Origin of the sequence: Kribbella yunnanensis, from assembly GCF_039529655.1 — a bacterium.
Lineage (GTDB): Bacteria > Actinomycetota > Actinomycetes > Propionibacteriales > Kribbellaceae > Kribbella > Kribbella yunnanensis.
Genome location: NZ_BAAANF010000017.1, coordinates 453,545 through 475,943 on the forward strand (window position 1 = coordinate 453,545; position 22,399 = coordinate 475,943).

Consider the following 22,399-nt stretch of genomic DNA (forward strand, 5'->3'; position numbering starts at 1 on the left):
GTGGGGGCGGTCCGCCCTAATGCCCTGACGACTGGCAAGGACGCCCGCGCAGCTCCGCGACGTAGTCGTCCGGGGCGCCGGCTGCCTCCGCGGCTTCGGCGAGGATGCCGACGTAGCGGGCCGAGGGGAGACCGCCCTCGTAGGCGTTCAGGACGTACATCCAGGCGAGCTGCTCACCGTCCAGGGTCTGCACCCGGACCTGGATCTTGCGGTAGACGCCCTGGTCTATCCACTCCCACTCGTCCAGGCGCTCGATGTCCTTGGGGTGGATGTCGTAGAGGGCCACGAACACCTGGTTGGCGGGGTCGGAGGGGTCCTCGACGACCGTGGCCATCGAGCCTTCCCAGCCGAGCTCCTCGCCACCGAAAGTCAGGCGCCAGCCGACGATCCAGCCGGTGCCGCGCAGCGGCGAGTACGGGCACCGCTCGGCCATCAGGTTCGGGTCCAAATTCGACGCAAACGCGGCGTACAGGGTCACGAGAAATCAGGATACGGAACAATGGCCTCTCGTGGCGCGAGTTGTGATCATCGGTGGCGGTCCAGGCGGGTACGAAGCGGCTAGTGCAGCCGCCCAACTAGGGGCGGAGGTGACGGTCGTCGATTCCGACGGGATCGGCGGTTCCGCGGTGCTGACCGACTGCGTTCCGAGCAAGACGCTGATCGCCACCGCCGAGGTGATGACGGAGGTGGAGGAGGCCGGCGAGCTCGGCCTGCGGGTCGACGACGGCGACGACGACCCGGCGAACTCCGTCTCGGTCGATCTCGGGGTGGTGAACCGGCGGGTCAAGGCGCTGGCGACCGCCCAGTCGGAGGGCATCGGGCGCCGGCTCGCCTCGGACCAGATCCGGATCATCAAGGGCCGCGGCCGGCTCGACGGGCCGGAGACGGTGGTCGTCGGCGACGAGCGGCTCGAGGCCGACGTGGTGCTGATCGCCACTGGTGCAAGGCCTCGTGTGCTCAAGGGGTCCGAGCCGGACGGCGAGCGGATCCTGACCTGGGAGCAGGTCTACGAGCTCGACGAGCTGCCCGAGCGGCTGATCGTGGTCGGGTCCGGTGTCACCGGTGCGGAGTTCGCCAGCGCGTACGACGCCCTGGGCAGCGACGTGGTTCTCGTCTCGTCCCGGGACCGGGTGCTGCCCGGTGAGGACGCCGACGCGGCCGAGGTCCTCGAAGAGGTCTTCAAGCGGCGTGGCCTGACCGTGCTGAGCAAGTCCCGGGCCGAGTCGGTCAAGCGCCAGGGTGACGGTGTCGTGGTGACCCTGACAGACGGCCGGACGGTCGAGGGCTCGCACGCTCTGCTGGCGGTCGGTTCGCTGCCGAATACCGACGAAATGGGCCTGATCGAGTCGGGCGTGTCGCTGACCGACGGCGGCTTCGTCCAGGTCGACCGGGTGTCCCGGACCACGGCCCGGGGCGTCTACGCGGCCGGCGACTGCACCGGCGTACTGATGCTGGCCTCGGTGGCGGCCATGCAGGGCCGGATCGCGATGGCACACGCCCTCGGCGACGCCGTCGCCCCGCTCGACCAGTCCACCGTCTCGGCGAACGTCTTCACCGCCCCCGAGATCGCCACCGTCGGCCTCACCCAGGCCACGCTCGACGCCGGCGGCAGTACGGCGATGGTCGTCAAGGTCCCGCTCGCGGACAACGCCCGGGCCAAGATGCAGGGTGTCCGCGACGGTTTCGTCAAGCTCTTCTGCCTGCCGAACACCGGCATCATCGTCGGCGGTGTCGTGGTCGCCCCGCGCGCCTCCGAGCTCATCCACCCGATCGCCCTGGCCGTCGCCGCCCGCCTGACAGTCGACCAGGTCGCGGCCTCGTTTACGGTCTACCCGTCGGTCTCCGGCTCCATCGCCGAGGCCGCCCGCCGGCTGCATCTGCGGAGCTGACACTGCCCGCGACAGTGCCCTTCGGGGCACTGTCGATCGGGGTGGTGCTTCCTAGCATTGAACGGTGGCTGGGGAGCGCGCTGTAGCGGAGGAGGAGCGGGCGCGGACGTCTGTGCCGCGGCCTGCCGGAGACGAGTCGGCCCAGCCACAGGCAGCGCTGGCCAAGGCCGGTAACGCGGCCAACGGCAAGGTCGGGCCGTGGTTGCGGGAGCACGCCGGGGCCGCGATCGAAGCCTTGGCCGCGAAGCCGCCGGACTTCCCGACCGCGCTCACGGTCCTGAACGGGTTCTCCACCGATGACATCGTGAAGGTGCTGCGCGGGACGAGCGCGAAGAACCGGAAGGAGCTCGGGGACCTCCTGGGAGGCAGCAGTGCGCCGGCGGTCGACGTTCCACGGCTCTCGCTCGCTTTGAAGATGGCCAGCGTGCCGGGGGCCGCTGCGGCGCGCGCCGAGCGGTTGCACGACATGATCCGTGGCGACGACCTGCAGGCGGCGTACGAGCTCCTGAACGGCTTGTCGGTGGCCGACCAGGAGAATGCGCTGGCGATGCTCGGCAAGGCGCACTGGCAGTCGCTGGCCAACGGCCTCGGTACGGCGGTAGGCGTCGACACGCCGTGGCTCGGCACGCTGCTATCCGGGGTCAGCGGGACCCCGGTCACGTCGGCGATGACGTCGTACAGCTGGCTCAATGGGCAGGAGGCCGCCACCGGCGCAGCCTGGGCAGCGGAGCAGCCCGACGACCGGCTCGCCTTCATGCTGAAGAAGCTCAAGGCGGCCGGTCAGGTGGGCGCCGACCGGCTGCGCGCGATGCTGACCGCCGGCCAGGTCAAGCGACTGGGAGGCGAGGTCGAGCCGGCCCAAGCCGCCAAGGTCGAGAGCGCCCTGGCCGGCATCCCCATCGACCAGAAGAACGCCATCCGCGAGTACCTCGGCATCCCCGCCCCAACCATCCCCGAGGCCACGGCCGAACCGGCTTCGGACAAGGATCGGGTCGGCGCCAAGCCGGCGAGCGCCTTCGACGAAACCAGCCAGCGGGTGACCGGGATGTCCTACGCGGAACTACTGGCGTCGTTGCAGACCGTGCATGCCTTCGGGGTACGAGTGGCGGCGGTTCATCCGCGGATGGCGGCCGCCCTGCTGCGCGCGGATGCCAGCGCTCGGGAGAAGATCGCGGCGACCGAGGGGCGTCCGATGGAGGCCTCCGACTGGGGAATCTCGAGTATCGGGGGCTTGGCGAACCGCCGCGCCGGACTCCATACCTACGGCCTGGCTGTCGATGTCGACTACGGCGCCATGCCGTATCTGATGAACGAGAAGGGCGAGAAGGCGCTGGACGCCAAGCTGGCTCCGATCTACCACCGGATCTCCTGGCTGATGCTCGGCCGGGCGTCGACCGTTCCCAAGGGGCCGTGGTCGTACGACGCCCACAAGGAGGAGGCCAAGGCCATGCGTGACTACTTCGCGCTGGCCAAGGACTCCGCGGCGCTGCAGGAGCGGCTCGGCGCTGTCTCCGACCTGTCCGTCCGTGGGGTGTTCGGGACCCCGCCACCGCCTCCGGGCGCGGCAAGAGCGGACCGGCTCCGGGAGTTGATCGCCGCGGATCATGCGCAGCTGACGGCCAAGCCCGAGCCGAACCCCGACTGGAAGCCCGATCCCTCGAAGTCGCCGGAGGGGCAGTCACCGAACATGATGGACAGCCCCTTCGACCCCGACAAGAAGCACGGCGATCCGGCTGATCGGACCTTCACGATCCGCAAAGAGATCGTCGAGGCGATCCGGGCCTCCGATCCGGAGATGAAATGGGGTGGGACCGACCTCGGGGCCGAATGCGGCGACCTCATGCACTTCGAGATCAACGACGGCAGCATCCACGTCAAGAAGCCGGTGAAGAAAAAGCAGGGGTAAACCTTCGTTCACCTGTTTTACGGAGTGTGATCGGGGTGAAGGGCGTCGTTCCGGGGGAAATCGGGTGGGGCGATTTGTATCGGACACGAATAGTTACTGATGCTCGGAGTACGCCGAAAATGCGCAGCTCCAATCGCTGTCGTCGAAGGTGAGCGCGGGTCTACATTCCGGGTGATCGGTCGGGGGACCGCGCGTGTTCCGGAGGGGAACGTATGAGACGACGACAGGTGTCACGTGGTGCTGCCGTGCTGGCGGTGACGAGTCTGGTTCTGGCGTCGGTGTCGGCGCCGGTGCGGGCGGCCACCCAGGCGGACACACCGCCACCGGGTCCGCTGCAGGTGAAGACTGCGGCTGACGCGTTGCTGGCGAAGCTGGATCCGAAGCTCGAGGCGAAGGTCAAGAAGGGCGAGACCGCGCCGGTGGCGGTGTTTGCGACCGTGCAGGGCGATCCGGCGGCGGCGAAGGCAGTCCTGGACAACGCCCGGGTGGCCGCGACCGGCGACAGCGGGCTGGTGCTCGGTTCGATTCCGGTCCAGGCGCTGCCGAAACTGGCCGCCGTACCGGGTGTGGTATCGGTGCGGCCGGTGGAGCTCGGGAAGACCGGGCAGCCGCTCGGCGATCCGGATCCGGAGCTGCACAAGGCGCCGACGCAGGCCGAGAAGCAGGCCGCTCGGGCCAAGCTGCAGAGCAGTGAGGTGCCGTACGACGAGGCGCCGGCTCCGCGCGGTTCGAACTTCGAGAAGCTGCGTAAGCAGAACCTGCTGGACGCCAAGACCCACGACTTCACCGGGGCGTGGAACGCCGGAATCACCGGCCAGGGCATCACTGTCGGCGTACTGGATGGTGGCACCGACTTCGGGCACCCGGACCTGCTGAACACGTGGCAGACCTGGACCGGCCAGACCGGGACCAAAGCGGGGTGGAACGGCTGGCCGAAGGCCTTCGACCCCTATGGCACGCTGCAGTGGCTGTCCGCGCCTTCGCAGGTAGACGACGGTCTGTCCTGGTACACCAAGACGACAGCCACGACCTGTGCTGTTGCTGGCTCCACCTGCTCAGTGGACTACGCCACCAAGACCGGACCGTCGCGCAACTTCACCGCCCCGGCCGGGACTAAGCAGCACACCTATGACTTCCCGGCGTCGTGGAGCAAGTCCGGCAAGGTCAAGGTCGGCAGCCACCCGGACGACTACCTGCTCCAGCTGTACGGCGAGCGCCCGGCCTACCTGGTCACCGACCCGCACACCGCGGGCGTCTACGACACCGTGTACGTCGACCTCGACGACGACCACTCGTTCGCCGACGAGAAGCCGGTCACCAAGGCCTCGCCCGCGGCGTACCGGGATATGAACGGCGACGGGTACACCGACCTGTCCGGCGGACTGCTGTACTTCATCTCGGACGGCAAGACCGAGGTCCCCGGTGGCCAGGACGCGTTCGGAGTCCACGACACGTCGTACGGGCCGGGTGATCTGCTGGCCTGGACGGGCGACTTCGATCCGCAGATCGAGGGCCACGGCACGCTGACCGCGTCGAACATCGTCGGCCAGGCCGTCATCAACGGGAAGGCGCCGACGTTCAAGGACATCCCCGGTGGCAAGTACGCCGGTGCCGTCCTCGGTGGCGCGCCGCACGCCAAACTGGCGCCGTTCGGCGACATCTACCTCGGCTTCGACTTCTCCACGCAGTTCGGGTATCTGCTGTCCACCCGCCAGGGCGTCGACGTCACGTCGAACTCGTACGGGCAGTCCACCGTCGACAACGACGGCTGGGACGCGGCCAGCCAGGAAGCCGACGTGATTCACGAAGGCTCTCGTACGACGCCGTTGTTCTCGACCGGCAACGGCGCTCCAGGCTTCGGTACGACGGGTTCGTCGCCGACTGCAGGTATCCAGGTCGGCGCGTCGACGCAGTTCGGTGGTACCGGCTGGGACTCGATCGTGCGGACCAAGCAGATCATGGACAACGACGTGGTCGAGTGGTCCAACCGTGGCTTCCAGTCGAACGCCGCGAACGGTGTCGATGTAGTTGCCGACGGCGCCTATTCGCCGGGTGACGCGACGCTGAACACGATCCTCGACGGCCGCGAGGCCTGGACCACCTGGGGTGGTACCAGCCGCTCGACCCCGGTCGCGGCCGGTGCGACCGCGCTGATCTACCAGGCCTACGAGAAGGCGCACGGCACGAGCCTGCCGGCCGGCTTCTACAAGACTGCCAAGGACATTCTGAAGACATCGGCGCAGGACCTTGGGTACGACGCCAACGTTCAGGGCGCGGGGTCGGTCGACGCCGGCAAGGCCGTGGCGAGCGCCCTCGGCCGCCGGGCCGTGGTCTCCCCGTCGGAGTGGCGGGTCGGCGACTACCGCGGGACGGAGTACCCGGCGTTCGCGAATGTGATCGCACCGGGTGGCACGGATTCGCAGAAGTTCAACGTCAAGGGGCCGGGCGTCTGGCAGGTCAGCGACCGGCAGTTGGTGCGCACGGCGAACGATACGTTCTCCTTCACCAGCAAGGATCTTCAGAAAGAGAGCACATCGAACTTCAACGCACCGGACTATCTGCTGGATCTGACAGCTCGCGTCAAGAAGCATCGTGATGCCGATCTGATGTTGATCAAGGTTGAGTATCCGCGATCGGAGTTCGATGGCGACAACAACTTGACCGAGGACCAGGGCTGGCGGCTGCTCACCTACAACTGGACCGACGTCAACCACGACGGCAAGCTGTGGACCGACAAGGACCACAACGGCGTCGTCAACCACACCGACAAGACGACCAGCTCGACTATCGACGGCTTCAAGGATCTGGATTTCGCGAAGTCCGAGATGCAGCAGGGCGAGTACGGCCGGTTCATGTACCACCGGGCCGGTGCGAACGCGTTGCAGTCGCTGGTCCGCGACCCGGCGTCACGGATGGCCGACGGGCTCTTCCTGGGACTGCAGCACTCCGCGAAGAACGCTGCGATTCCGGTGACGCACTTCAAGATCTCGATCGACTGGTACAAGAACAGCGACTGGAAGTGGATCACCGCGCCGCGGTATACGACTGGTTCGTTCACCGCGTCGATCAAGGTGCCGGCGAAGACGCCGTACGGGATGTACTCCGGTGCTGTCGTACTGAACCGTGGTTCGGACTCGATGGTGGTGCCGGTGTCCGTCGCGGTCGCGGCCAAGGCGGCGCAGGACGCGGCCGGGAAGTTGACCGGGGCAACCACTTTCGGTGGTGAGGACGTCGCTCGGGCTCAGCAGAACTACACCTACAACAACGGTTCGGTGTTCGGTGCGAACGACTGGACCTGGCGAGCCGAGTCCGGTGACTGGCGCTTCTTCTACCTGGATGTGCCGAAGTCGCCGGCCGAGGGGACGAAGTTCCTGGTCAACACTTCGTGGAACGACGCCGGACCGGCGACCGATCTCGACACGTTGATCATGGGTCGCTCCGAGAACCACTTCCAGGTGGTCCCCGACTCGGTGTGGGGCGCACCGTACACGCTGAACACGGTTGGGAAGAGCCCGAACACCAACGTCCGCGCGGGTGTCTGGCGGTTTGACACAGCCACCGGCGGACCGGCCGATGTGGTGACCGCGCCGGCGCAGGAGGGCCTGCAGGCGTTCGCGGTTCACCAGGTTGGTTGGCAGGGTGACAAGTTCAACGCCCCGTTCAAGGTGCAGGTCGGCAGCGCGTCGGTCGCCCCGGCATCCGTCGTACAGACTGCTAGTGGGGACAGTGGTGCCTTCGACGTGAAGTTCGAATCCAGCGTCGCGCTGGACGGGTTGAAGGCGGCGGCGTTCGGTCTCAGCCAGCCCAGTACGACGACCGAAGCGGCCCATCAGGACAACCCGGACGACCCGGCGTCCTCGACCTTCAAGCGGAACATCACGCTGTCACATGCCTCCCGGCTGAGCGTGAGCACGGCGATGGCCGGTAACGACCTCGACCTGTACGTCGTCCGGGATGCCAACAACGACGGAGTGTTCGCGCCGTCGGAGATCGTTGCCTCGTCGGCCGGTGGTACGGCGAACGAGTCGGTCGACCTGATCAGCCCACCCGACGGCAACTACCAGATCTGGGTCCACGGCTTCGCCGTAGCCGGTACGCCGTCCTTCACTTTCAACGTCAACGCCATCCAAGGCAACGACCTCACCGTCACCGGCCTCCCCACCGGCCCGGTCCCAGCCGGCACCCCGGTCACCCTCCACGTCACCTACAACAAACCAATGACCGCAGGCCAGACCTACACCGGAGAGTTGTTGCTAGGGCCAACGACTGCCCCCTCGGCCCTGTCGGTCCCGATCAAGATCACCCGATGAGACTGCTGTGAAGCAGCCCTGAAACGGTACTGCTCCAGGCTCGGTCCGGAAGATGCCAGACCGAGCTTGGAGCACCCGATGTACAAGATGTGGAAGCGGCTGGCGGTCCTCGGGGCCGCCGCCGTTGCCGTCGCCGGAACCCTGATCGCGGCCACCGACAACCCGGCCACCGCCGCCACCGGCGCAAGGCCGCCGGCGTGTACGGCGACGCCCGCGAGAACCTCTGCCTAGACGTCGACGACCTGAACCAGCGCGTGACCCTCCAGCCCTGCTCCGGCGGCAAGTACTCCCAAGGCTGGGACCTCACCAACCTCAACCTGCACTACAACAAGTGCGTCAGCGACCCACAGGCAAGCATGTACCGCCGCGACGTCGTCCTTACCACCTGCGGCGCCACCTTCCCCCGCTGGAAGCGCGCCGGCACCACCACCCGCAACCGCGTAGGCCTGATCGGCGCCCCCTTCCGCCGCGTCGGTACTACCTCCGACTACCCCGAAGACGCCCAAAGCTTCCTGGACAGCCGAGGCGACCCCGGCTCCCCGGTCAACGCCAACCCAAGACCCTGGAGCGAGCAGTACCAGAACCCCTCGTCCGACTACGAGGAATGGTTCCTGATGGCCCCACCCGCCTACACCCCACCCGACAAAAACCCCTGCTCCGGCATCATCTGCCGCCCACCAGCAGACGCCGAGTAACTCACACCCGCTTGGTCGCGGAGTAGGCGTACCAAACGGTGTTGCTGGACGGCACATACACGCGATAGTCGCGGCTACGGTTGGTGGTGATCGTGTACGACGCGGCGCCGGTCTTGGTGTTGGGGTAGGCCCACGCGAGATCGGTCCAGGTGTTCGAACCAACGTCCCGCTTCTGGAACAACACCCGCCCGTGGTGGCGCGTGAACGCCTTGCTCTTGGTGCTGTAGTAGGTCGCCCGCGCATACACCGTGGTCTTCGTACCCTTTCGCACGCCGGTGAGCTTGATGGCAGCGCCGCACTTCGTCAGCGACGAGGTGGGGAGCAGGTCGGCCACCTTGCGTCCGTTGTAGCCCAGGCCGGGGTTCTCGGGGACCCAGCGCAAGGTGACTCCGATCTCCATCCACCGCATCGGGAAATTGCACGGCTGGGTGTCGCCCGAACAGCCGACGCCGAGGTGGGACGTGCCATCCGGAAGGACGGCGTTCCAGGTCCCGTTCAACAACGTCCTCGGACAGCCTGAGCCGAGTGGGAACGACGCGTAGGCGTCCGGCGCAGTGAGCGACAGCTTCGATGGAATCCCGAAGGCGCATTTCGGATAGACCGGGGCCGCCTGGGCCGACTGCTGGCCGACCACCAGGCCGGACGCGATCAGCGCCGTGCCCATGATGAGGTTTCGTAGACGCATTTCAGACTCGCTTCGTGAGGGAGTAGGCGTACGTGACGGTCTTGCCCGAGGGGACGAAGGCGCGGTAGTCGCGGCTGCGGTTGGTGGTGATCGTGTACGACGCGGCGCCGGTCGTCGCGTTCGGGTACGCCCACCCAAGATCGGTCCAGGTGTTGGAGCCGACGTCGCGCTTCTGGAAGAGGACGCGACCGTGGTGGCGGACGAACTTGCCGGTCTTCTCGTTGTAGTACGTCGCGCGTGCGGTCAACGTGGTTCGCGTGCTCTTGCGAACGCCGGTGAGCTGTACGGCGGCGCCGCACTTGGTGAGCGTCTTGGCGGAGCGGAGGATGGCCACCGGGCGGTTGTTGGCGTCGTAGGCGTAGCCGTCTTCCCAGCCGGTCCAGATGAGTGCCTGGCCGCACGGGGCGGTGTACGCGACGTCCATCCAACCGCCGCCGTCCACGCCGAAGCCAGCGCCGTAGATGGCGGTGCCGGCCGCGGTTCGTCCCATCCACGTCGCGGTGTTCGCGGTCTTGGGGCAGTCGGGGCCCTTCCTGACCCAGATGTTCTGCCTCGGCGCGCGCAGCGTCAGGTTGGCCGGAAGCATCCAGGAGCAGTGCGCGGTGATCGCCTGCGGCGCCGCCTCGGCGGCGTTCGGGCCGACCAGCAGACCGGAGGCCAGGACGCCGGTAGCCAGCAGCAGCGTGCGGTAACGCATTGGGTCTCCTTGAGAAAGGCGACCGTCACCCCACGATCGCGCAGGCGGAGACTACCGCTCGGGCGTAGCCGCTGTCTGCGAATCCGCTTTGCACGTTGATGCAAAAGCACGAGGCGCGCGTGCCCGGAACGGCGGGATCTCCGTGTGTAGGGCGGACCTGCAGGGCTCCACAATTGCCCTCGATGGCGACTGCTACGCCTGGCCGCGCCTCGGCAACCTCATTTGTGGAGTACTTGCGGTCCGCTCGACCGGGCGCATTCGTACGTCGCCGGGCACGCCACCCAACCACCTGGCTGCTAGCCGCGTTGCACGCGACGGAGGAGCGGGCTGGAGCGGCGGCGGTTGCGAATGAACGGTCGGCGGGATTGCTGTCGGAGGGAAGCGGCGGTAGCCGCGTGAAGGGGTGGGTGGGGCGCACGGGCGGAGTACGCGACGAAGGAGCGCGCGTGCCCGGAGCGAGGGGGCTCACCACGTGCACCACCGACCACCGGGCCGACACCCCCTGCGAACCCACCCAACCCAACCACCTGGCCGCTAGCCGCGTTGCACGCGACGGAGGAGCGGGCTGGAGCGGCGGCGGTTGCGAATGGACGGTCGGCGGAACTGCTGTTGAAGGGAAGCGGCGGCAGCCGCGTGGACGGGCGGGCGGGGCGCACGGGCGGAGTACGCGACGGAGGAGCGCGCGTGCCCGGAGCGAGGGGATAGAAAAAGGCCCCGACAACCCACACCTGGGGTTGCCGGGGCCTGGAAGCGAGGGTTAGAAGTCGCCGCCGCCCATGTCGCCGCCGCCCCAGTCGCCGAAGTCCCAGCCGCCGGAGTCACCGCCGCCCATGTCGCCGCCACCCATGTCTCCACCGCCCATGTCACCGCCACCCATGTCGCCGCCGGCGAAGTCGCCGTAGCCGCCGCCGGCGAACATGCCGCCGAGCATGGTGCCGAGGAACATGCCGGTCATCACGCCGCCCATGGCGCCGAACATGCCTTGGGCGTACGGCGAATAGGCCGGGCCGGCTTCCCAGTACGGGACGCGCTGGGGGCCGACCATGACCTTGCGGACGTCGGGTTCGGCGCCGGCGCGGACGCGTTCGGCGTCGGCGGCGCAGGCGGGAACCTCGCGCGGGGCGCCGCCGGGCGGCGACCACATCACGTCGACGACCGACGGGCCGTGCTGGGGATTGAAGAAGCACGACGGGCGCCGCTGCGGGAGGGGCTCGCCGTTCACCCGGGCGCGCACGCAGGCCGCGGCGTAGCGGCCGTCCTCGAGGATCTCGATGACGTGCTTGATCTGTTCGGCCTCGGTCACCTGGCCGACGGCCTGCTTGGCCGACTCGTAGGCGTCGAGGGCGCGCTGATAGTCCTGCCGGGCGCCGTCGCCGAGGTCCTTGCCGACCATGTCGAGGTCGAGGTCCTGCAGCTCTTCGCCGAAGCGGGTGATGTCCTCGTCGGCGGTCCGCTTGACCGACTCGAGCTCGGCCGCGGTGATCTCGTGCTGCTTCTTGGTCTGAAGCTGCGTCCGCTGGTAGGAGCGGAACGCCAGGACGGCGATCACCACGAGTGCGGCGATCAGGATGACGGTCAACATTGGCCGGGCCTTCCTTGACGGGCTTTGGTACGAGCCTATCGAACCCCGCCAACCCGGCACGCCACGCAGGGTGACCTCAATCCCCGGAATGCCGTCACGCTGCGCGCATAATCGATTACCGCCGCCCAGCGACCGCATTGCCCCCGCCGGAAGGCTGTTCGATGAGCAAGACCCTCCGACTCCTCACGCTCACCGCGACCGGCCTCGCACTGGTCGCCCCGCACCCGCCGGCCGCCCTCACCACGCCGGCGGATCCGATCATGCCGACGTACCAGGAGATTGCGATCACCGGACCGTCGGTGGCCGCCGAGACGACGCCGTTCGCGATGGTCGGTGTCACCTGGCCGGCCGGCGTGCAGAACGTTCAGGCCAGGGTCCGGATCAAGCACGGCGACCAATGGACCGGTTGGCAGGCGCTGCACGTCGAGGACGGCCACGGCCCGGACACCCCAGAAGGCAACCCCGGTACCGAACCACTGTGGGTCGGCGATGCGACCGGTATCCAGGCCAGCGCCGTCGACGCCGCCGGTACGACGATCCGCGGGGCCAAAGTCACTCTGATCCAACCGGGTGTGCTCCCCGCCGACAGCGCTGAGTCGCCCGACGCGCAGGACATCGAGCCGGCCGCGAGCCGAACGCCGTACCCGATGCCGAACGTCTGGAGCCGCAAGCGCTGGGGTGCCGACGAGAAGCTGCGCAACGTCAACAAAGGCTGCTCGCGACCGAAGTACACCCGGACCGTGCTGGCCGCGTTCGTCCACCACACCGCCGATCGCAACGACTACACGCGGGCGCAGGTCCCGGCGATGCTGCGCGCGACGTACGCGTACCACGTGAAGAGCCGCGGCTGGTGCGACCTCGGCTACAACTTCCTCGTCGACCGTTTCGGTCGTGCCTTCGAGGGCCGGTACGGCGGCGCGCAGCTGCCCGTCCTCGGTGCGCACACCGAGTCGTTCAACTCGAACTCGTTCGGCGTCTCGCTGATCGGCAACTTCGACAAGGTCGCGCCACCGGCTTCGATGCTGGAGGCAACGGCCCGGGTAATCGCCTGGAAGCTCGACGCCAACTATCGCTCGCCGACCGCGAGTATCGTGCTCGCCCGGCATCGGGTGAACACGATCTCCGGCCATCGTGACACCAAGGCGACCGCATGCCCTGGGCAACAGTTGTACGCGAAGCTCCCTTGGCTGAAGCAACGAGTTCAGACGTTGATGGGTGGCACGGTGTCGACCCCGATCTACCGGTTCGCGAAGACAATCGGATTCCGGAGCCTTGGGCAACCGTTCTGGGGTGAACACCGCACCCGGACCGGCTGGGCGACGTACTTCGGCACCCGCGACATCTTCTACTCGGTCTCCACCGGCGCCCACTCGACCGCGGGTGTCTTCCGGCAGCGGTACCGCCGGATGGGCCCCGACACCGCTCTCGGCCTGCCGACGACAGAGGTCCACAACGGCCGCGTCGGCGGCACGCGAGTGCAGTCGTTCCGCGACGGCGGCTTCTACTGGACCAAGCCGTACGGCGTCCGTCCGGTGACCGGCCTGATCTACCGCAAGTACGTCGCGATCGGTGCGGAGCGGTCGCGGCTCGGCCTGCCGATGACCGATATCTACCAGGTGAAAGGCGGGTTGCGGCAGAAGTACCAGCACGGCTGGCTCACGTACCACGCACACCGCCGTACGGTTCTCGTCCAATACCGGAGTGGCTCATGAAGCGTGTCGTTGCCGCCGTCATCATCATGTCAACTGTGATCAGCGCGACCGCTGAGGCCAGGGAGTTCGAGCCCACCGCCGGCGCCGACACGACGATCACGGGGCGCGGTTTCGGCCACGGTCGCGGCATGTCGCAGTACGGCGCTCAGGGTGCGGCCATCGCGGGGAAGTCGGCGAAGGAGATCCTCGACTTCTACTACCCGGGGACGACCGTCGGGAAGGCGACCGGCCGGGTCCGGATCCGGATCAGCGCCGACACCACCGACGGCGTACGGGTTGCCGCGGTCAACAATCTGCGGATCCGCGACCTGGCCCGGGACAGGCTCTACACGTTGCCCAAGGCATCGACTCGGAACCAGTGGTCGATCGACCCGCACGGTGAGCACGGGACCAAGGTCAGTTCGTACAACACCAAGACCCGCCAGTGGACGTTGTGGAAGAAGTTCAGCTCGATGACCCAGTTCGAGGGCGCGACGCTGACGAGTCTGATCCTGCCGTCCGGTGCGGTACGGCGGTATCGGGGCGGACTGCGGGCGATCGATGCGCCCGGCAAGCACTTGGACACGGTCAACGTCGTCTCGCTCGAGCATTACCTGCGCGGCGTCGTACCGCGAGAGGCCTTGTCCAGCTGGCGTCCGGCCGCGTTGCAGGCTCAGGCGGTTGCTGCACGCACCTATTCGGTCTTCCATCGGAATCGCAGTGCCAGGCGGGCCTACGACCTGTGTGACACGATCGCCTGCCAGGTCTACGGCGGCTACAACGACGAGAAGAACTCGACGAATGCCGCGATCACCGCGACGGCCGGGCAGGTGCGGCTGTACAAGGGCAAGCCGATCATCGCCGAGTTCTCGTCGTCGAACGGTGGTGCGACTGCGGCCGGCCAGGTTCCGTATCAGGTGATGAAGCTGGACAGCTGGGACGCGTACCCGGGAAACGGGAATCCGAACGTGACGTGGACGGTCACGCGGAAGACGGCCGCGATTCAGGCGGCGTTCGACGTCGGCACGATTCGTACGCTGCGGGTGATCCGCCGTACCGGGGTCGGACCGATCGGCGGTCGCGCGGCGCGGGTGGAGGCAGTCGGGTCGAAGGGGCGTCGTGAATTGAGTGCCGATCAGCTCCGAGGACGGCTGCATCTGAAGTCCGCGTGGATCGTGTTCCCGGTCGTTCCACTTGATATGCCAAGTCTTCCCGTGGCACCGGTCGGTCGCTGACCCATTGACGAATTCTCCCTGCGACGGTTAGAACTTGACATCGATGTCATCCGTCACCGCCCACAGAGGAGCCGGTCGATGCGCAGGAAATTGGGTATATCAACTCGGATCGTGGCCGGCCTGGTGGCGGCCGCGATCGTCGGGACGCTGCAGGTGTCCACGGCCGATGCCGTGACCAGCAACGCGGCCCGCGCCAAGGCGTCGTACGACGCGATCAACAAGTACTTCGATGCCGGGCAGGGGCTGCTGCTCGAGGAGTATCCGAACCAGCATCCCAACCCCTACTCGTACATCTGGCCGTACTCCCAGGCCGCGGTCGCGGCCGAGGACATCGCCGGGATCCCGGGTTCCGGCCAGAAGGCGTCCGCCGAGGCGGAACGCCGGATCGACGCCTACTCGCCGTACTGGAACGCGACGACAACGCCGAAGGGGTACGACTCCTATGTGCGCGCGCCGCTCGGCGGCGGTGGCGACAAGTTCTACGACGACAACGAATGGATCGGTCTGCACCTGATCCAGAACTACAAACGCACCGGCGACCGTACGGCGCTTGCCCGGGCGAAAGAGATCTTCACGCTCGTCGTCCATGGGTGGGACACCGACCCGGCGCACCCGTGTGCCGGTGGTGTCTATTGGACCCAGGCCCCGTGGAGCCAGGACCGCAACACGGTGTCGAACGGCCCGGGTGCCGAGCTCGGCGCCCACCTGTATCTGCTGACCCGGGACCGGACGTACCTGACGTGGGCCAAGCGGATGTACCAATGGGCGCAGGACTGCATGCTCGCGCCGAACGGTCTCTACTGGGACCACATCGACCTGGCCGGCAACATCGAGAAGACGCAGTGGAGCTACAACCAGGGCGTCATGCTCGGTGCCGGCGTGTTGTTGTACAAGGCAACCGGTGACCAGCGCTATCTCCGCGACGCGAAGTCGGTCGCGAACGCCTCGCTCGCCTTCTACAACACCCGCGAGATCCTCGCCAAGAACGGCGCCGCCTTCAACTCCATCTGGTTCAAGAACCTCCTCATCCTGGACTCGGTCTCCCACGACCCCCGCTACCGCAAAGCCATGCAGGCCTACGCCGACGACAACTGGAACACCACCCGAGACCCCGCCACCAACCTCTACAAATTCCGCGAGGGCCCAGTAGAACTCCTCCAGCAGTCCGGCATCACCCAAGTCCACGCCCTCCTAGCCTGGCCCCGCTCCCGCTACCACCTCCTAGCCTGACCCCGCACCCCTCCACCGCCCCCTCCCCACCGCCCCCTCCCCGCCCAAAGGTGGGTCGCCTTCTCTTTGTGTACGAGATCCATCTTTGTGCACCCACCGACCATTTTCGTGAGCTCGAAGTGGTTGGTGGGTTCCCAAAGATGAGCGGGGTGCACAAAGAGCAGAGGGGTTGCCGGGGGATGGGGCTGCTCTTTGGGCGCGAGGTGGGGTGGGGATGGAGTGGGTACGTGCTGGGCGTTCCCGGGGGCAGCAGACAGCCGCCGCCGAAGGGTGCTCCTTCGGCGGCGGCTGTGGTGGGTCAGGCTGCTGCGGTGGCGGTGTTGATTTTGACGGGGGTGATGGGGGAACCGTCCGTCGGGCCGTTCTGGGGTTTGACGCCGGCCTGGGCGACCTTGTCGATGAGTTTGAGGCTGGGCTCGTCGAGGGTGCCGAAGGCGGTGTATTGCGGTCCTAGACCGGACGCGTCGCCGTAGACGACGAAGAACTGGCTGCCGTTGGTGTTCGGCCCCGAGTTCGCCATGGCGAGGATGCCGCGACCGTACTTCAGCGTCGGGAAGACCTCGTCGGCGAAGCTGTACCCCGGACCGCCGCTCCCGCTGCCGCTCGGGTCCCCGCACTGCAGGACCTGAAGGCCCTCGCCGACGGTGAGGCGGTGGCAGGAGGTGTTGTCGAAGTACTTCTGGCCGACCAGGTTCAGGAAGCTCTTCACCGTGCACGGCGCCAGGGCGCTGTCCAGCGTGACCTGCAGGTCGCCGATGGACGTGTTCAGGCTGACCTTCGACGTACCGGAGGACTTGACCTTGCCGTCGGCCGGCGGGTTGACCTTCTTGCTGGCTGCCTCGGCGCCCTTCTTGTAGCTGCAGTCGACCTCGGCCGGGAGCGGCGTCGGGCGCTTCAGCGGGGCGGCGAGAGCGGTCGGGATGCTCTTCGGCTTGTTGTCCGGACCACCGCCGTCCGACGACGGCGCCGACGGCGTGTCCGAACTCGCCGCCGGGGTGTCGCTGCCCTTCGGACCGAAGATCACGAAGACGCCGACCAGGACTGCGACGACGGCGACCACGGCCGTGACCGTGATGGCCAGATTCCGCCGCTGCCGGGCCCGCTCAGCCTGCCGCTCGGCCTGCCGTTTGGCCTTCCGCGCCGCGAGCTGCTGCTCGTGGGTCCTCTTGGACATGCAAACCCTCCCTCACCGAGATGTCTGGAGGGAACTTACAGCGTCAACCTGAGAACTGTCTGTTAATCCCGCAGCTGTTCCCGCACCGTGATCAGCCAGCACGACCACCCGGTCGGCCGGTCCGAGCGTCAGCGGAGCGTCCGGAGCCGGATTCAGCACCACCCCGTACGCCGGGGGCCGGTGGAACTCGGCATGCACCCGGTACCCGATCGCCGTCTCCCCGCGGCGTCGGGCCGCCTCGGCGAGCGTGGCGAAATTCGCCGTCTGCCCGGGGAGCAGGTAGTCGGTCGCCGGGTTCAGGTAGATCTCGGCCCCGTCCGGGCTGAGCAGCTCCGCGAACACCCCGGCCACATGCCGGTTCTCGGTCAGCTGCGTGAGCAGCAGGCTGATCAGCTTCTCGCTGACCACGAAGTCGTCGGCCCGCGTGACCTGGGCGATCTCGCGGTTCGCCTCGTCGTTGATCTCGCTGACGATCGAGTACGGATCGCCGAGCCGCTGCCCGAGATCCCGCAGGTGCAACAGCGTCAGCAAGGTTCGCGCGTCGGCCTCCTGCTCACCGCGCGCATCGGCCGACAGCACGATCACGTGCTGATAGCTGCCCACGTCGAGCCCTTCCAGCTCAACCCGGTTCGTCGGGTCACAGTACGTCGTACCAACCGTGAGGTGGTCGTATTCGCCCAGCCGGACCTCATCCGGCCCGGCCACCTGCAGGTGTGATCCCGGGGCGGCGAATTCGTCGAGCAGCGCGACGATCTTCGGCGCCCGCTTGTTCCAGCCGATCATCAACGTGCGCGCGGGATCCGCCGTACGGCGTACTTCCGGAGCGATCGCTTCGGAGACGACCGGGAGCGGTGTCGGCGCCCGGTGGATGAGGCTGTCGTCGTCCGCGAGCAGGATCAGCTCGTCGGTCGCGTCGACGATCCGGGCCTCGGCCGGGTTGAGGTCGACCCGCCCGGAGGCTGTCCGGAGGCCGACCAGCACACCGCGGTCGAAGCTCCGCGCGACCTCACCGAACGAGTGCCCGTCAGTCGACGGATCGGACCGCAGGTAGAACTCGGTCCCCGCGAACGCGAGCAGATCGGTGCAGACCGCGGACAGCCCGGACTGCCGATGCGCCTGAACGATCAGCCGAACCGCCAGGTCGTCAGCACCGACCAACTGGGTCCGCGGACCACCGGCCAACTGCGCCGCCGCGAGGTTGTCGGAATCGTTGACCGCGGCCACCACCTGCGGACCGCCGGCGGCTCGGTTGCCGAGGGCAAGCAGAACCTTGATCACCTGGATGTCGGCGTCCTCGACCGGCGGCGGCAACACCATCACCGACCGCGCCTCGGCCAGGTTGACCAGGTCCAGATCGGTCGGCCGCAACGGGTTCCCGGTCCGGCAGACGACAACCGTCCGCCCGAGGTCGGGAACGCGGGCGCGCAGTGCGTCCTCCATCTCGACCTTGTCCTTGTCGGCCAGGATCGCGATACACGAACGCCGCTTGCTGTGGTTGGCCTGCACCAACTCGGTCACCACCGTGAACACCTGCTCGGACCACCCCAGTACGACGGTGTGCCCACGCTCGACGACCTTCGACCGACCCTTCCGCAGGTCGGCGATCTTGCCCTCCAAGCCCGCGGTGAGCACCCCGATGAACGCACTCACCACGAAGATCCCGCCGACCGTGATCGCCAGCATCAGGAACATGAACACCGGACTCCCGGAGTCCCCGCTCACCGTCCCCGCGTCGATCGCCCGCATCAACGTCATCCAGAAGACATCCGGCCACCCACCGTGCTGCTGCACGTCATCCGGTACCAGCCAGATCACCAGCACCGAAACCACCAGCACCAGCAACGTCGACGCCAACCCCAGCCACCCGACCAACGCCGGCGTACCCCGAGACATCGTGCTGTCGAACCAATACCGAGCCCGCGCCCGCCACATATCCAGCTCCTCACCGTCACCCGAACCCGGTGACTATAGGCGACCGAAAGGACACCGCCTCCGGCGGCGGCAGATCTGATGGCGCCTTCGGCGCGAGCAGCCCAGGTGGTTGCGCGGCAGATGTGTTCGGCGCGGTAGTCCAGACGCGTGCGACTGATCAAACCGGCGGCGGCAACCGCCCGTGAACTGGTGGACCACTGCGAGGCAGTCGTGGGGTCCGGACCGGAACGCCATCACAACTGCTGTTTCGAGGCGGGTTCACGCGTGGCTGACCCGGCCGGTGGCGATTGTGATGGCCCGGAGGTCCGGCTTGACGGTGGTTGGTGGTTGGTGGTTCGGGTGTAGACCAGTATGCTGCGGCGATTCGTTCGGGCTGGGGAGGGTTCATGCGGGTTCGTGGGTTGGTGCTGGCGGTCGGCGTGGTGGCCGCGGGGTTGGTGGGCGTTCCGGGAGTCGCGTCGGCGGCCACCCCTGTGTGCCGGTTCGAGGTTCCCGCGAAGTTGACGATCAGCCACCGCGACAGCCTGGTGTCGTTCGGGTGGGGTGCCGGATGTCCGAAGACGGCGTTCCAGGCCAGTTGGGTGGGGCAAGCGGCAGGGGTGTCGGGGTCGTCAGCCGCGGTGATGTGCACATGGGGGTACCCGCAGTGTGCGATCGCGCTTGATGGGACGTACCCGGGATCGACGATGTACTGGAACCCGAGCGGGTATGCACAAGATGAGCAGGGTCGGAAGGTGGCCGAGTTGCGATCTGCGAAGTCGCTCACCAAGTACGGCGCGGCGGTGAAGTTGGCGGCCGGTCGAGTGGGGACGAAGACCGCGTTGACTGCGCGGCCGACGTATTACAGCGCCAAGGCCAAGGGGTTCGTGCGTCACCACGGGCGGGTGCTGTTCCAGTCCAAGGACCCGGGTTCCTCGGTCTGGAAGGACCTCGGGTACGTCGTACCGAGCTCCGCGGGCACTGCAACCTTCACGATCACCACGAACCGCAGCCGGGCGTATCGCGCGTACGTCGCGTCGTCGGCCACGGTCTGGTACGCCTACTCGCCCAACGTCACCAAGTGACCCACTGTCGTGCATACTGAGTATCTATATACTCGGTATAGCGAAGGGGATGGTGACATGAAGATGATCGGGACGACTCTGGGTGTGCTGGCGCTGGCGGCGGTTCCGGTGGCGGCGCAGGCGGCTCCGGTGCAGGCGCAGACGACGCAGCCGTATCAGCACCTGGTCGTGGGCAAGAACTGGGGCAGCGGCGGGACGTACGTCTCCACCGGCGGGGACATCAAGCTGAACCTGACCACCCTGGAGAAGCACACGAAGGTCTTCGTGGAGCGGTGCGAGGGTTCGGATCTGGGTGACGTCCAGACCTTCACGAAGAAGAAGCCGAGCCACACGCTGGCCACCGGCGTCGAGAAGGGCGAGTGCTTCATCGTCCTGCTCGCACCGGTGACCGGCAATGGCGGCTACATCGTGAAGGGCACCTTGAGCTACTAGTCCTTGATCTCGCAGAGGACGGCGCCGGCCGAGACGGTGGCGCCGACCTCGGCGGACAGGCCGGTCACGGTGCCGGCCTTGTGTGCGTTCAGCGGCTGCTCCATCTTCATCGCCTCGAGTACGACGATCAGGTCGCCCTCGGCAACTGTCGCGCCTTCCTCGACGGCCAGTTTCACGATCGTGCCCTGCATCGGGGACGTCAGCGAGTCGCCGGACGCGGCCGCCTTCCCCGAACCACCGGTACGGCGTGTCGGCTTCTTCTTCGCGCCATTCGCAGCGGCAGCACCACCGGCCGACATCCCGAACCCGGCGGGCAGTGCGACCTCGAGCCGCTTGCCGCCGACCTCGACAACGACCTTCTCCCGGGCAGCGTCCGAAGGCGCCTCGGCGGTCGGGCCGTCGTACGGCGTGAGTTGGTTGTCGAACTCGGTCTCGATCCACCGCGTGTGCACCTTGAACCCGTCAGACCCGACGTACGCCGGGTCCGACACGACCGTGGCGTGGAACGGGATCACGGTCGGCATGCCCTCGACGACGAACTCACGCAGTGCCCGACGGGACCGCTCGAGCGCCTGAGTGCGGTCGCGGCCGGTCACGATCAGCTTGGCGACCAGTGAGTCGAACGCGCCGGGCACGGTCTCGCCCTCGTCGTACCCGCCGTCGATCCGAACGCCCGGGCCACTCGGGGGCTTCCAGCGGGTCAGTGTGCCGGGTGCGGGCAGGAAGCCGCGGCCGCCGTCCTCGGCGTTGATCCGGAACTCGATCGAGTGGCCGGTCACCACCGGGTCGTCGTACCCGAGCTCTTCGCCGTTGGCGATCCGGAACATCTCCCGGACCAGATCAAGCCCGGTGACCTCCTCGGAGACCGGGTGCTCGACCTGCAGTCGGGTGTTCACCTCGAGGAACGAGATCAGCCCGTCCTGGCCGACCAGGAACTCGCACGTCCCGGCGCCGACATACCCGGCCTCGCGCAGGATCGCCTTGGACGAGCTGTAGAGCGTCTCCAGTTGCTCCGGCGAAAGGAAGGGCGCGGGCGCCTCCTCGACCAGCTTCTGGTACCGGCGCTGCAGCGAGCAGTCCCGGGTGGAGACGACCACAACGTTGCCGTGGGCATCGGCCAGGCACTGGGTCTCGACGTGCCGCGGCTTGTCCAGGTACCGCTCGACGAAGCACTCGCCGCGACCGAACGCGCTGACCGCCTCGCGGGTCGCGGACTCGAACAGTTCCGGGACCTCCTCCAGCGTGCGCGCGACCTTCATGCCGCGCCCACCACCGCCGTACGCCGCCTTGATCGCGATCGGCAGGCCGAATTCCGTGGCGAATGCGACCACCTCGTTGGCGTCGGCCACCGGATTCGGCGTACCGGGGACCTGCGGCGCGCCCACCTTCTCGGCGATGTGCCGGGCCTTGACCTTGTCGCCGAGCGAGTCGATCGCCGACGGCGGCGGGCCGATCCAGATCAGCCCGGCGTCAATCACGGCCTGGGCGAACTCGGCGTTCTCGGCCAGGAACCCGTACCCCGGGTGCACCGCGTCCGCGCCGGAGCGGGCCGCGAGATCCAGGATCTTGGCAATGTTCAGGTAGGAGTCGGCCGGCGTCGACCCGTCCAGCGCGTACGCCTCGTCGGCCAGCCGGACGAACAGCGCGTCCCGGTCCTGGTCGGCGTACACGGCGACGCTGCCCAGCCCGGCATCCGCTGCCGCCCGGACGACCCGGACCGCGATCTCGCCGCGGTTGGCGACCAGCACCTTGGTGATCTGCTTGTTCGACACGGACGACTCCCTTCAAGCCTGGGCCCACTCTAGAGTCCAAACCGTGGACACGGGGGAGGGTGTTGGTCACAGTCGGCGGACCTGCACCACCGTCCAACCGCGCCG

The 22,399-nt window shown here is 67.6% G+C and carries 17 protein-coding genes; 10 read left to right on the forward strand and 7 right to left on the reverse strand.

Features of this window, described 5'->3' with window-relative positions:
- Positions 1 to 16 precede the first annotated feature (16 nt).
- The gene (locus ABD231_RS25580; RefSeq protein ID WP_344157011.1) at positions 17 to 478 is read right to left on the reverse strand and encodes a gamma-glutamylcyclotransferase; all 462 of its coding nucleotides are present in this window, start codon (positions 476 to 478) and stop codon (positions 17 to 19) included.
- Between the two features lie 31 nt (positions 479 to 509).
- Between ABD231_RS25580 and ABD231_RS25585 the strand changes: the two genes are divergently transcribed.
- From ABD231_RS25585 to ABD231_RS25605, 5 genes are all read left to right on the forward strand, one after another.
- A complete protein-coding gene (locus tag ABD231_RS25585) occupies positions 510 to 1,889 on the forward strand; it encodes an NAD(P)H-quinone dehydrogenase (protein ID WP_344157014.1) in 1,380 nt (459 codons plus the stop codon).
- A gap of 64 nt (positions 1,890 to 1,953) precedes the next feature.
- Positions 1,954 to 3,795 carry a hypothetical protein gene (locus tag ABD231_RS25590; protein ID WP_344157017.1) on the forward strand — a complete coding sequence of 614 codons (1,842 nt, stop codon included), beginning with the start codon at positions 1,954 to 1,956 and terminating at the stop codon, positions 3,793 to 3,795.
- Positions 3,796 to 4,007: 212 nt separating this feature from the next.
- Positions 4,008 to 8,105, forward strand: a complete 4,098-nt coding sequence (locus ABD231_RS25595) for a S8 family serine peptidase (protein WP_344157021.1) — start codon at positions 4,008 to 4,010, stop codon at positions 8,103 to 8,105.
- Positions 8,106 to 8,183: 78 nt separating this feature from the next.
- On the forward strand, positions 8,184 to 8,336 hold the full coding sequence (locus ABD231_RS25600; RefSeq protein ID WP_344157024.1) for a hypothetical protein: 153 nt from the start codon (positions 8,184 to 8,186) through the stop codon (positions 8,334 to 8,336).
- Entirely contained in the window at positions 8,303 to 8,800 is a 498-nt protein-coding gene (locus tag ABD231_RS25605; protein ID WP_344157027.1) for an RICIN domain-containing protein, read from the forward strand. The genes ABD231_RS25600 and ABD231_RS25605 overlap by 34 nt, the downstream gene beginning before the upstream one ends.
- A gap of 1 nt (position 8,801) precedes the next feature.
- Here the strand turns inward: ABD231_RS25605 and ABD231_RS25610 are convergent, their stop codons facing one another.
- From ABD231_RS25610 to ABD231_RS25620, 3 genes are all read right to left on the reverse strand, one after another.
- Complete coding sequence (locus tag ABD231_RS25610) at positions 8,802 to 9,485, reverse strand: hypothetical protein (RefSeq protein ID WP_344157030.1); 684 nt, start codon at positions 9,483 to 9,485, stop codon at positions 8,802 to 8,804.
- Between the two features lies 1 nt (position 9,486).
- A complete protein-coding gene (locus ABD231_RS25615) occupies positions 9,487 to 10,182 on the reverse strand; it encodes a hypothetical protein (RefSeq protein WP_344157033.1) in 696 nt (231 codons plus the stop codon).
- A gap of 757 nt (positions 10,183 to 10,939) precedes the next feature.
- Positions 10,940 to 11,764: a hypothetical protein gene (locus ABD231_RS25620; protein WP_425554205.1), complete on the reverse strand. Its 825-nt coding sequence runs from the start codon at positions 11,762 to 11,764 to the stop codon at positions 10,940 to 10,942.
- Positions 11,765 to 11,925: 161 nt separating this feature from the next.
- Between ABD231_RS25620 and ABD231_RS25625 the strand changes: the two genes are divergently transcribed.
- From ABD231_RS25625 to ABD231_RS25635, 3 genes are all read left to right on the forward strand, one after another.
- Positions 11,926 to 13,476, forward strand: coding sequence for an N-acetylmuramoyl-L-alanine amidase (locus ABD231_RS25625; protein WP_344157036.1), 1,551 nt, complete (start codon positions 11,926 to 11,928; stop codon positions 13,474 to 13,476).
- The gene (locus ABD231_RS25630; protein ID WP_344157039.1) at positions 13,473 to 14,690 is read left to right on the forward strand and encodes a SpoIID/LytB domain-containing protein; all 1,218 of its coding nucleotides are present in this window, start codon (positions 13,473 to 13,475) and stop codon (positions 14,688 to 14,690) included. The genes ABD231_RS25625 and ABD231_RS25630 overlap by 4 nt, the downstream gene beginning before the upstream one ends.
- A gap of 78 nt (positions 14,691 to 14,768) precedes the next feature.
- Positions 14,769 to 15,920, forward strand: coding sequence for a glycoside hydrolase family 76 protein (locus tag ABD231_RS25635; RefSeq protein ID WP_344157041.1), 1,152 nt, complete (start codon positions 14,769 to 14,771; stop codon positions 15,918 to 15,920).
- A 298-nt stretch (positions 15,921 to 16,218) separates the two neighbouring features.
- Here ABD231_RS25635 and ABD231_RS25640 read toward each other — a convergent pair whose 3' ends face one another.
- Together ABD231_RS25640 and ABD231_RS25645 are read right to left on the reverse strand one after the other, a co-directional pair.
- Positions 16,219 to 17,094, reverse strand: coding sequence for a peptidylprolyl isomerase (locus tag ABD231_RS25640; protein ID WP_344157044.1), 876 nt, complete (start codon positions 17,092 to 17,094; stop codon positions 16,219 to 16,221).
- A gap of 12 nt (positions 17,095 to 17,106) precedes the next feature.
- The gene (locus tag ABD231_RS25645) at positions 17,107 to 19,026 is read right to left on the reverse strand and encodes a CASTOR/POLLUX-related putative ion channel (protein ID WP_344157046.1); all 1,920 of its coding nucleotides are present in this window, start codon (positions 19,024 to 19,026) and stop codon (positions 17,107 to 17,109) included.
- Positions 19,027 to 19,412: 386 nt separating this feature from the next.
- Between ABD231_RS25645 and ABD231_RS25650 the strand changes: the two genes are divergently transcribed.
- Together ABD231_RS25650 and ABD231_RS25655 are read left to right on the forward strand one after the other, a co-directional pair.
- Complete coding sequence (locus ABD231_RS25650) at positions 19,413 to 20,090, forward strand: hypothetical protein (protein WP_344157049.1); 678 nt, start codon at positions 19,413 to 19,415, stop codon at positions 20,088 to 20,090.
- Between the two features lie 57 nt (positions 20,091 to 20,147).
- Positions 20,148 to 20,522, forward strand: a complete 375-nt coding sequence (locus tag ABD231_RS25655; RefSeq protein ID WP_344157052.1) for a hypothetical protein — start codon at positions 20,148 to 20,150, stop codon at positions 20,520 to 20,522.
- On the opposite strand, the gene ABD231_RS25660 is transcribed toward ABD231_RS25655, so the two are convergent.
- Positions 20,519 to 22,294 (reverse strand): acetyl/propionyl/methylcrotonyl-CoA carboxylase subunit alpha, encoded by a 1,776-nt coding sequence (locus tag ABD231_RS25660; protein ID WP_344157055.1) that lies wholly within the window; start codon positions 22,292 to 22,294, stop codon positions 20,519 to 20,521. The genes ABD231_RS25655 and ABD231_RS25660 overlap by 4 nt on opposite strands.
- Positions 22,295 to 22,399 lie beyond the last annotated feature (105 nt).

Bases quoted from the DNA above. Each gene is read 5' to 3' on its own strand.
- ABD231_RS25600 (WP_344157024.1), top strand. From the start codon at position 8,184: ATGTACAAGATGTGGAAGCGGCTGGCGGTCCTCGGGGCCGCCGCCGTT.
- ABD231_RS25640 (WP_344157044.1), bottom strand. From the start codon at position 17,094: ATGTCCAAGAGGACCCACGAGCAGCAGCTCGCGGCGCGGAAGGCCAAA.
- ABD231_RS25655 (WP_344157052.1), top strand. From the start codon at position 20,148: ATGAAGATGATCGGGACGACTCTGGGTGTGCTGGCGCTGGCGGCGGTT.
- ABD231_RS25650 (WP_344157049.1), top strand. From the start codon at position 19,413: ATGCGGGTTCGTGGGTTGGTGCTGGCGGTCGGCGTGGTGGCCGCGGGG.
- ABD231_RS25615 (WP_344157033.1), bottom strand. From the start codon at position 10,182: ATGCGTTACCGCACGCTGCTGCTGGCTACCGGCGTCCTGGCCTCCGGT.
- ABD231_RS25645 (WP_344157046.1), bottom strand. From the start codon at position 19,026: ATGTGGCGGGCGCGGGCTCGGTATTGGTTCGACAGCACGATGTCTCGG.
- ABD231_RS25630 (WP_344157039.1), top strand. From the start codon at position 13,473: ATGAAGCGTGTCGTTGCCGCCGTCATCATCATGTCAACTGTGATCAGC.
- ABD231_RS25625 (WP_344157036.1), top strand. From the start codon at position 11,926: ATGAGCAAGACCCTCCGACTCCTCACGCTCACCGCGACCGGCCTCGCA.
- ABD231_RS25620 (WP_425554205.1), bottom strand. From the start codon at position 11,764: ATGTTGACCGTCATCCTGATCGCCGCACTCGTGGTGATCGCCGTCCTG.
- ABD231_RS25610 (WP_344157030.1), bottom strand. From the start codon at position 9,485: ATGCGTCTACGAAACCTCATCATGGGCACGGCGCTGATCGCGTCCGGC.
- ABD231_RS25595 (WP_344157021.1), top strand. From the start codon at position 4,008: ATGAGACGACGACAGGTGTCACGTGGTGCTGCCGTGCTGGCGGTGACG.
- ABD231_RS25635 (WP_344157041.1), top strand. From the start codon at position 14,769: ATGCGCAGGAAATTGGGTATATCAACTCGGATCGTGGCCGGCCTGGTG.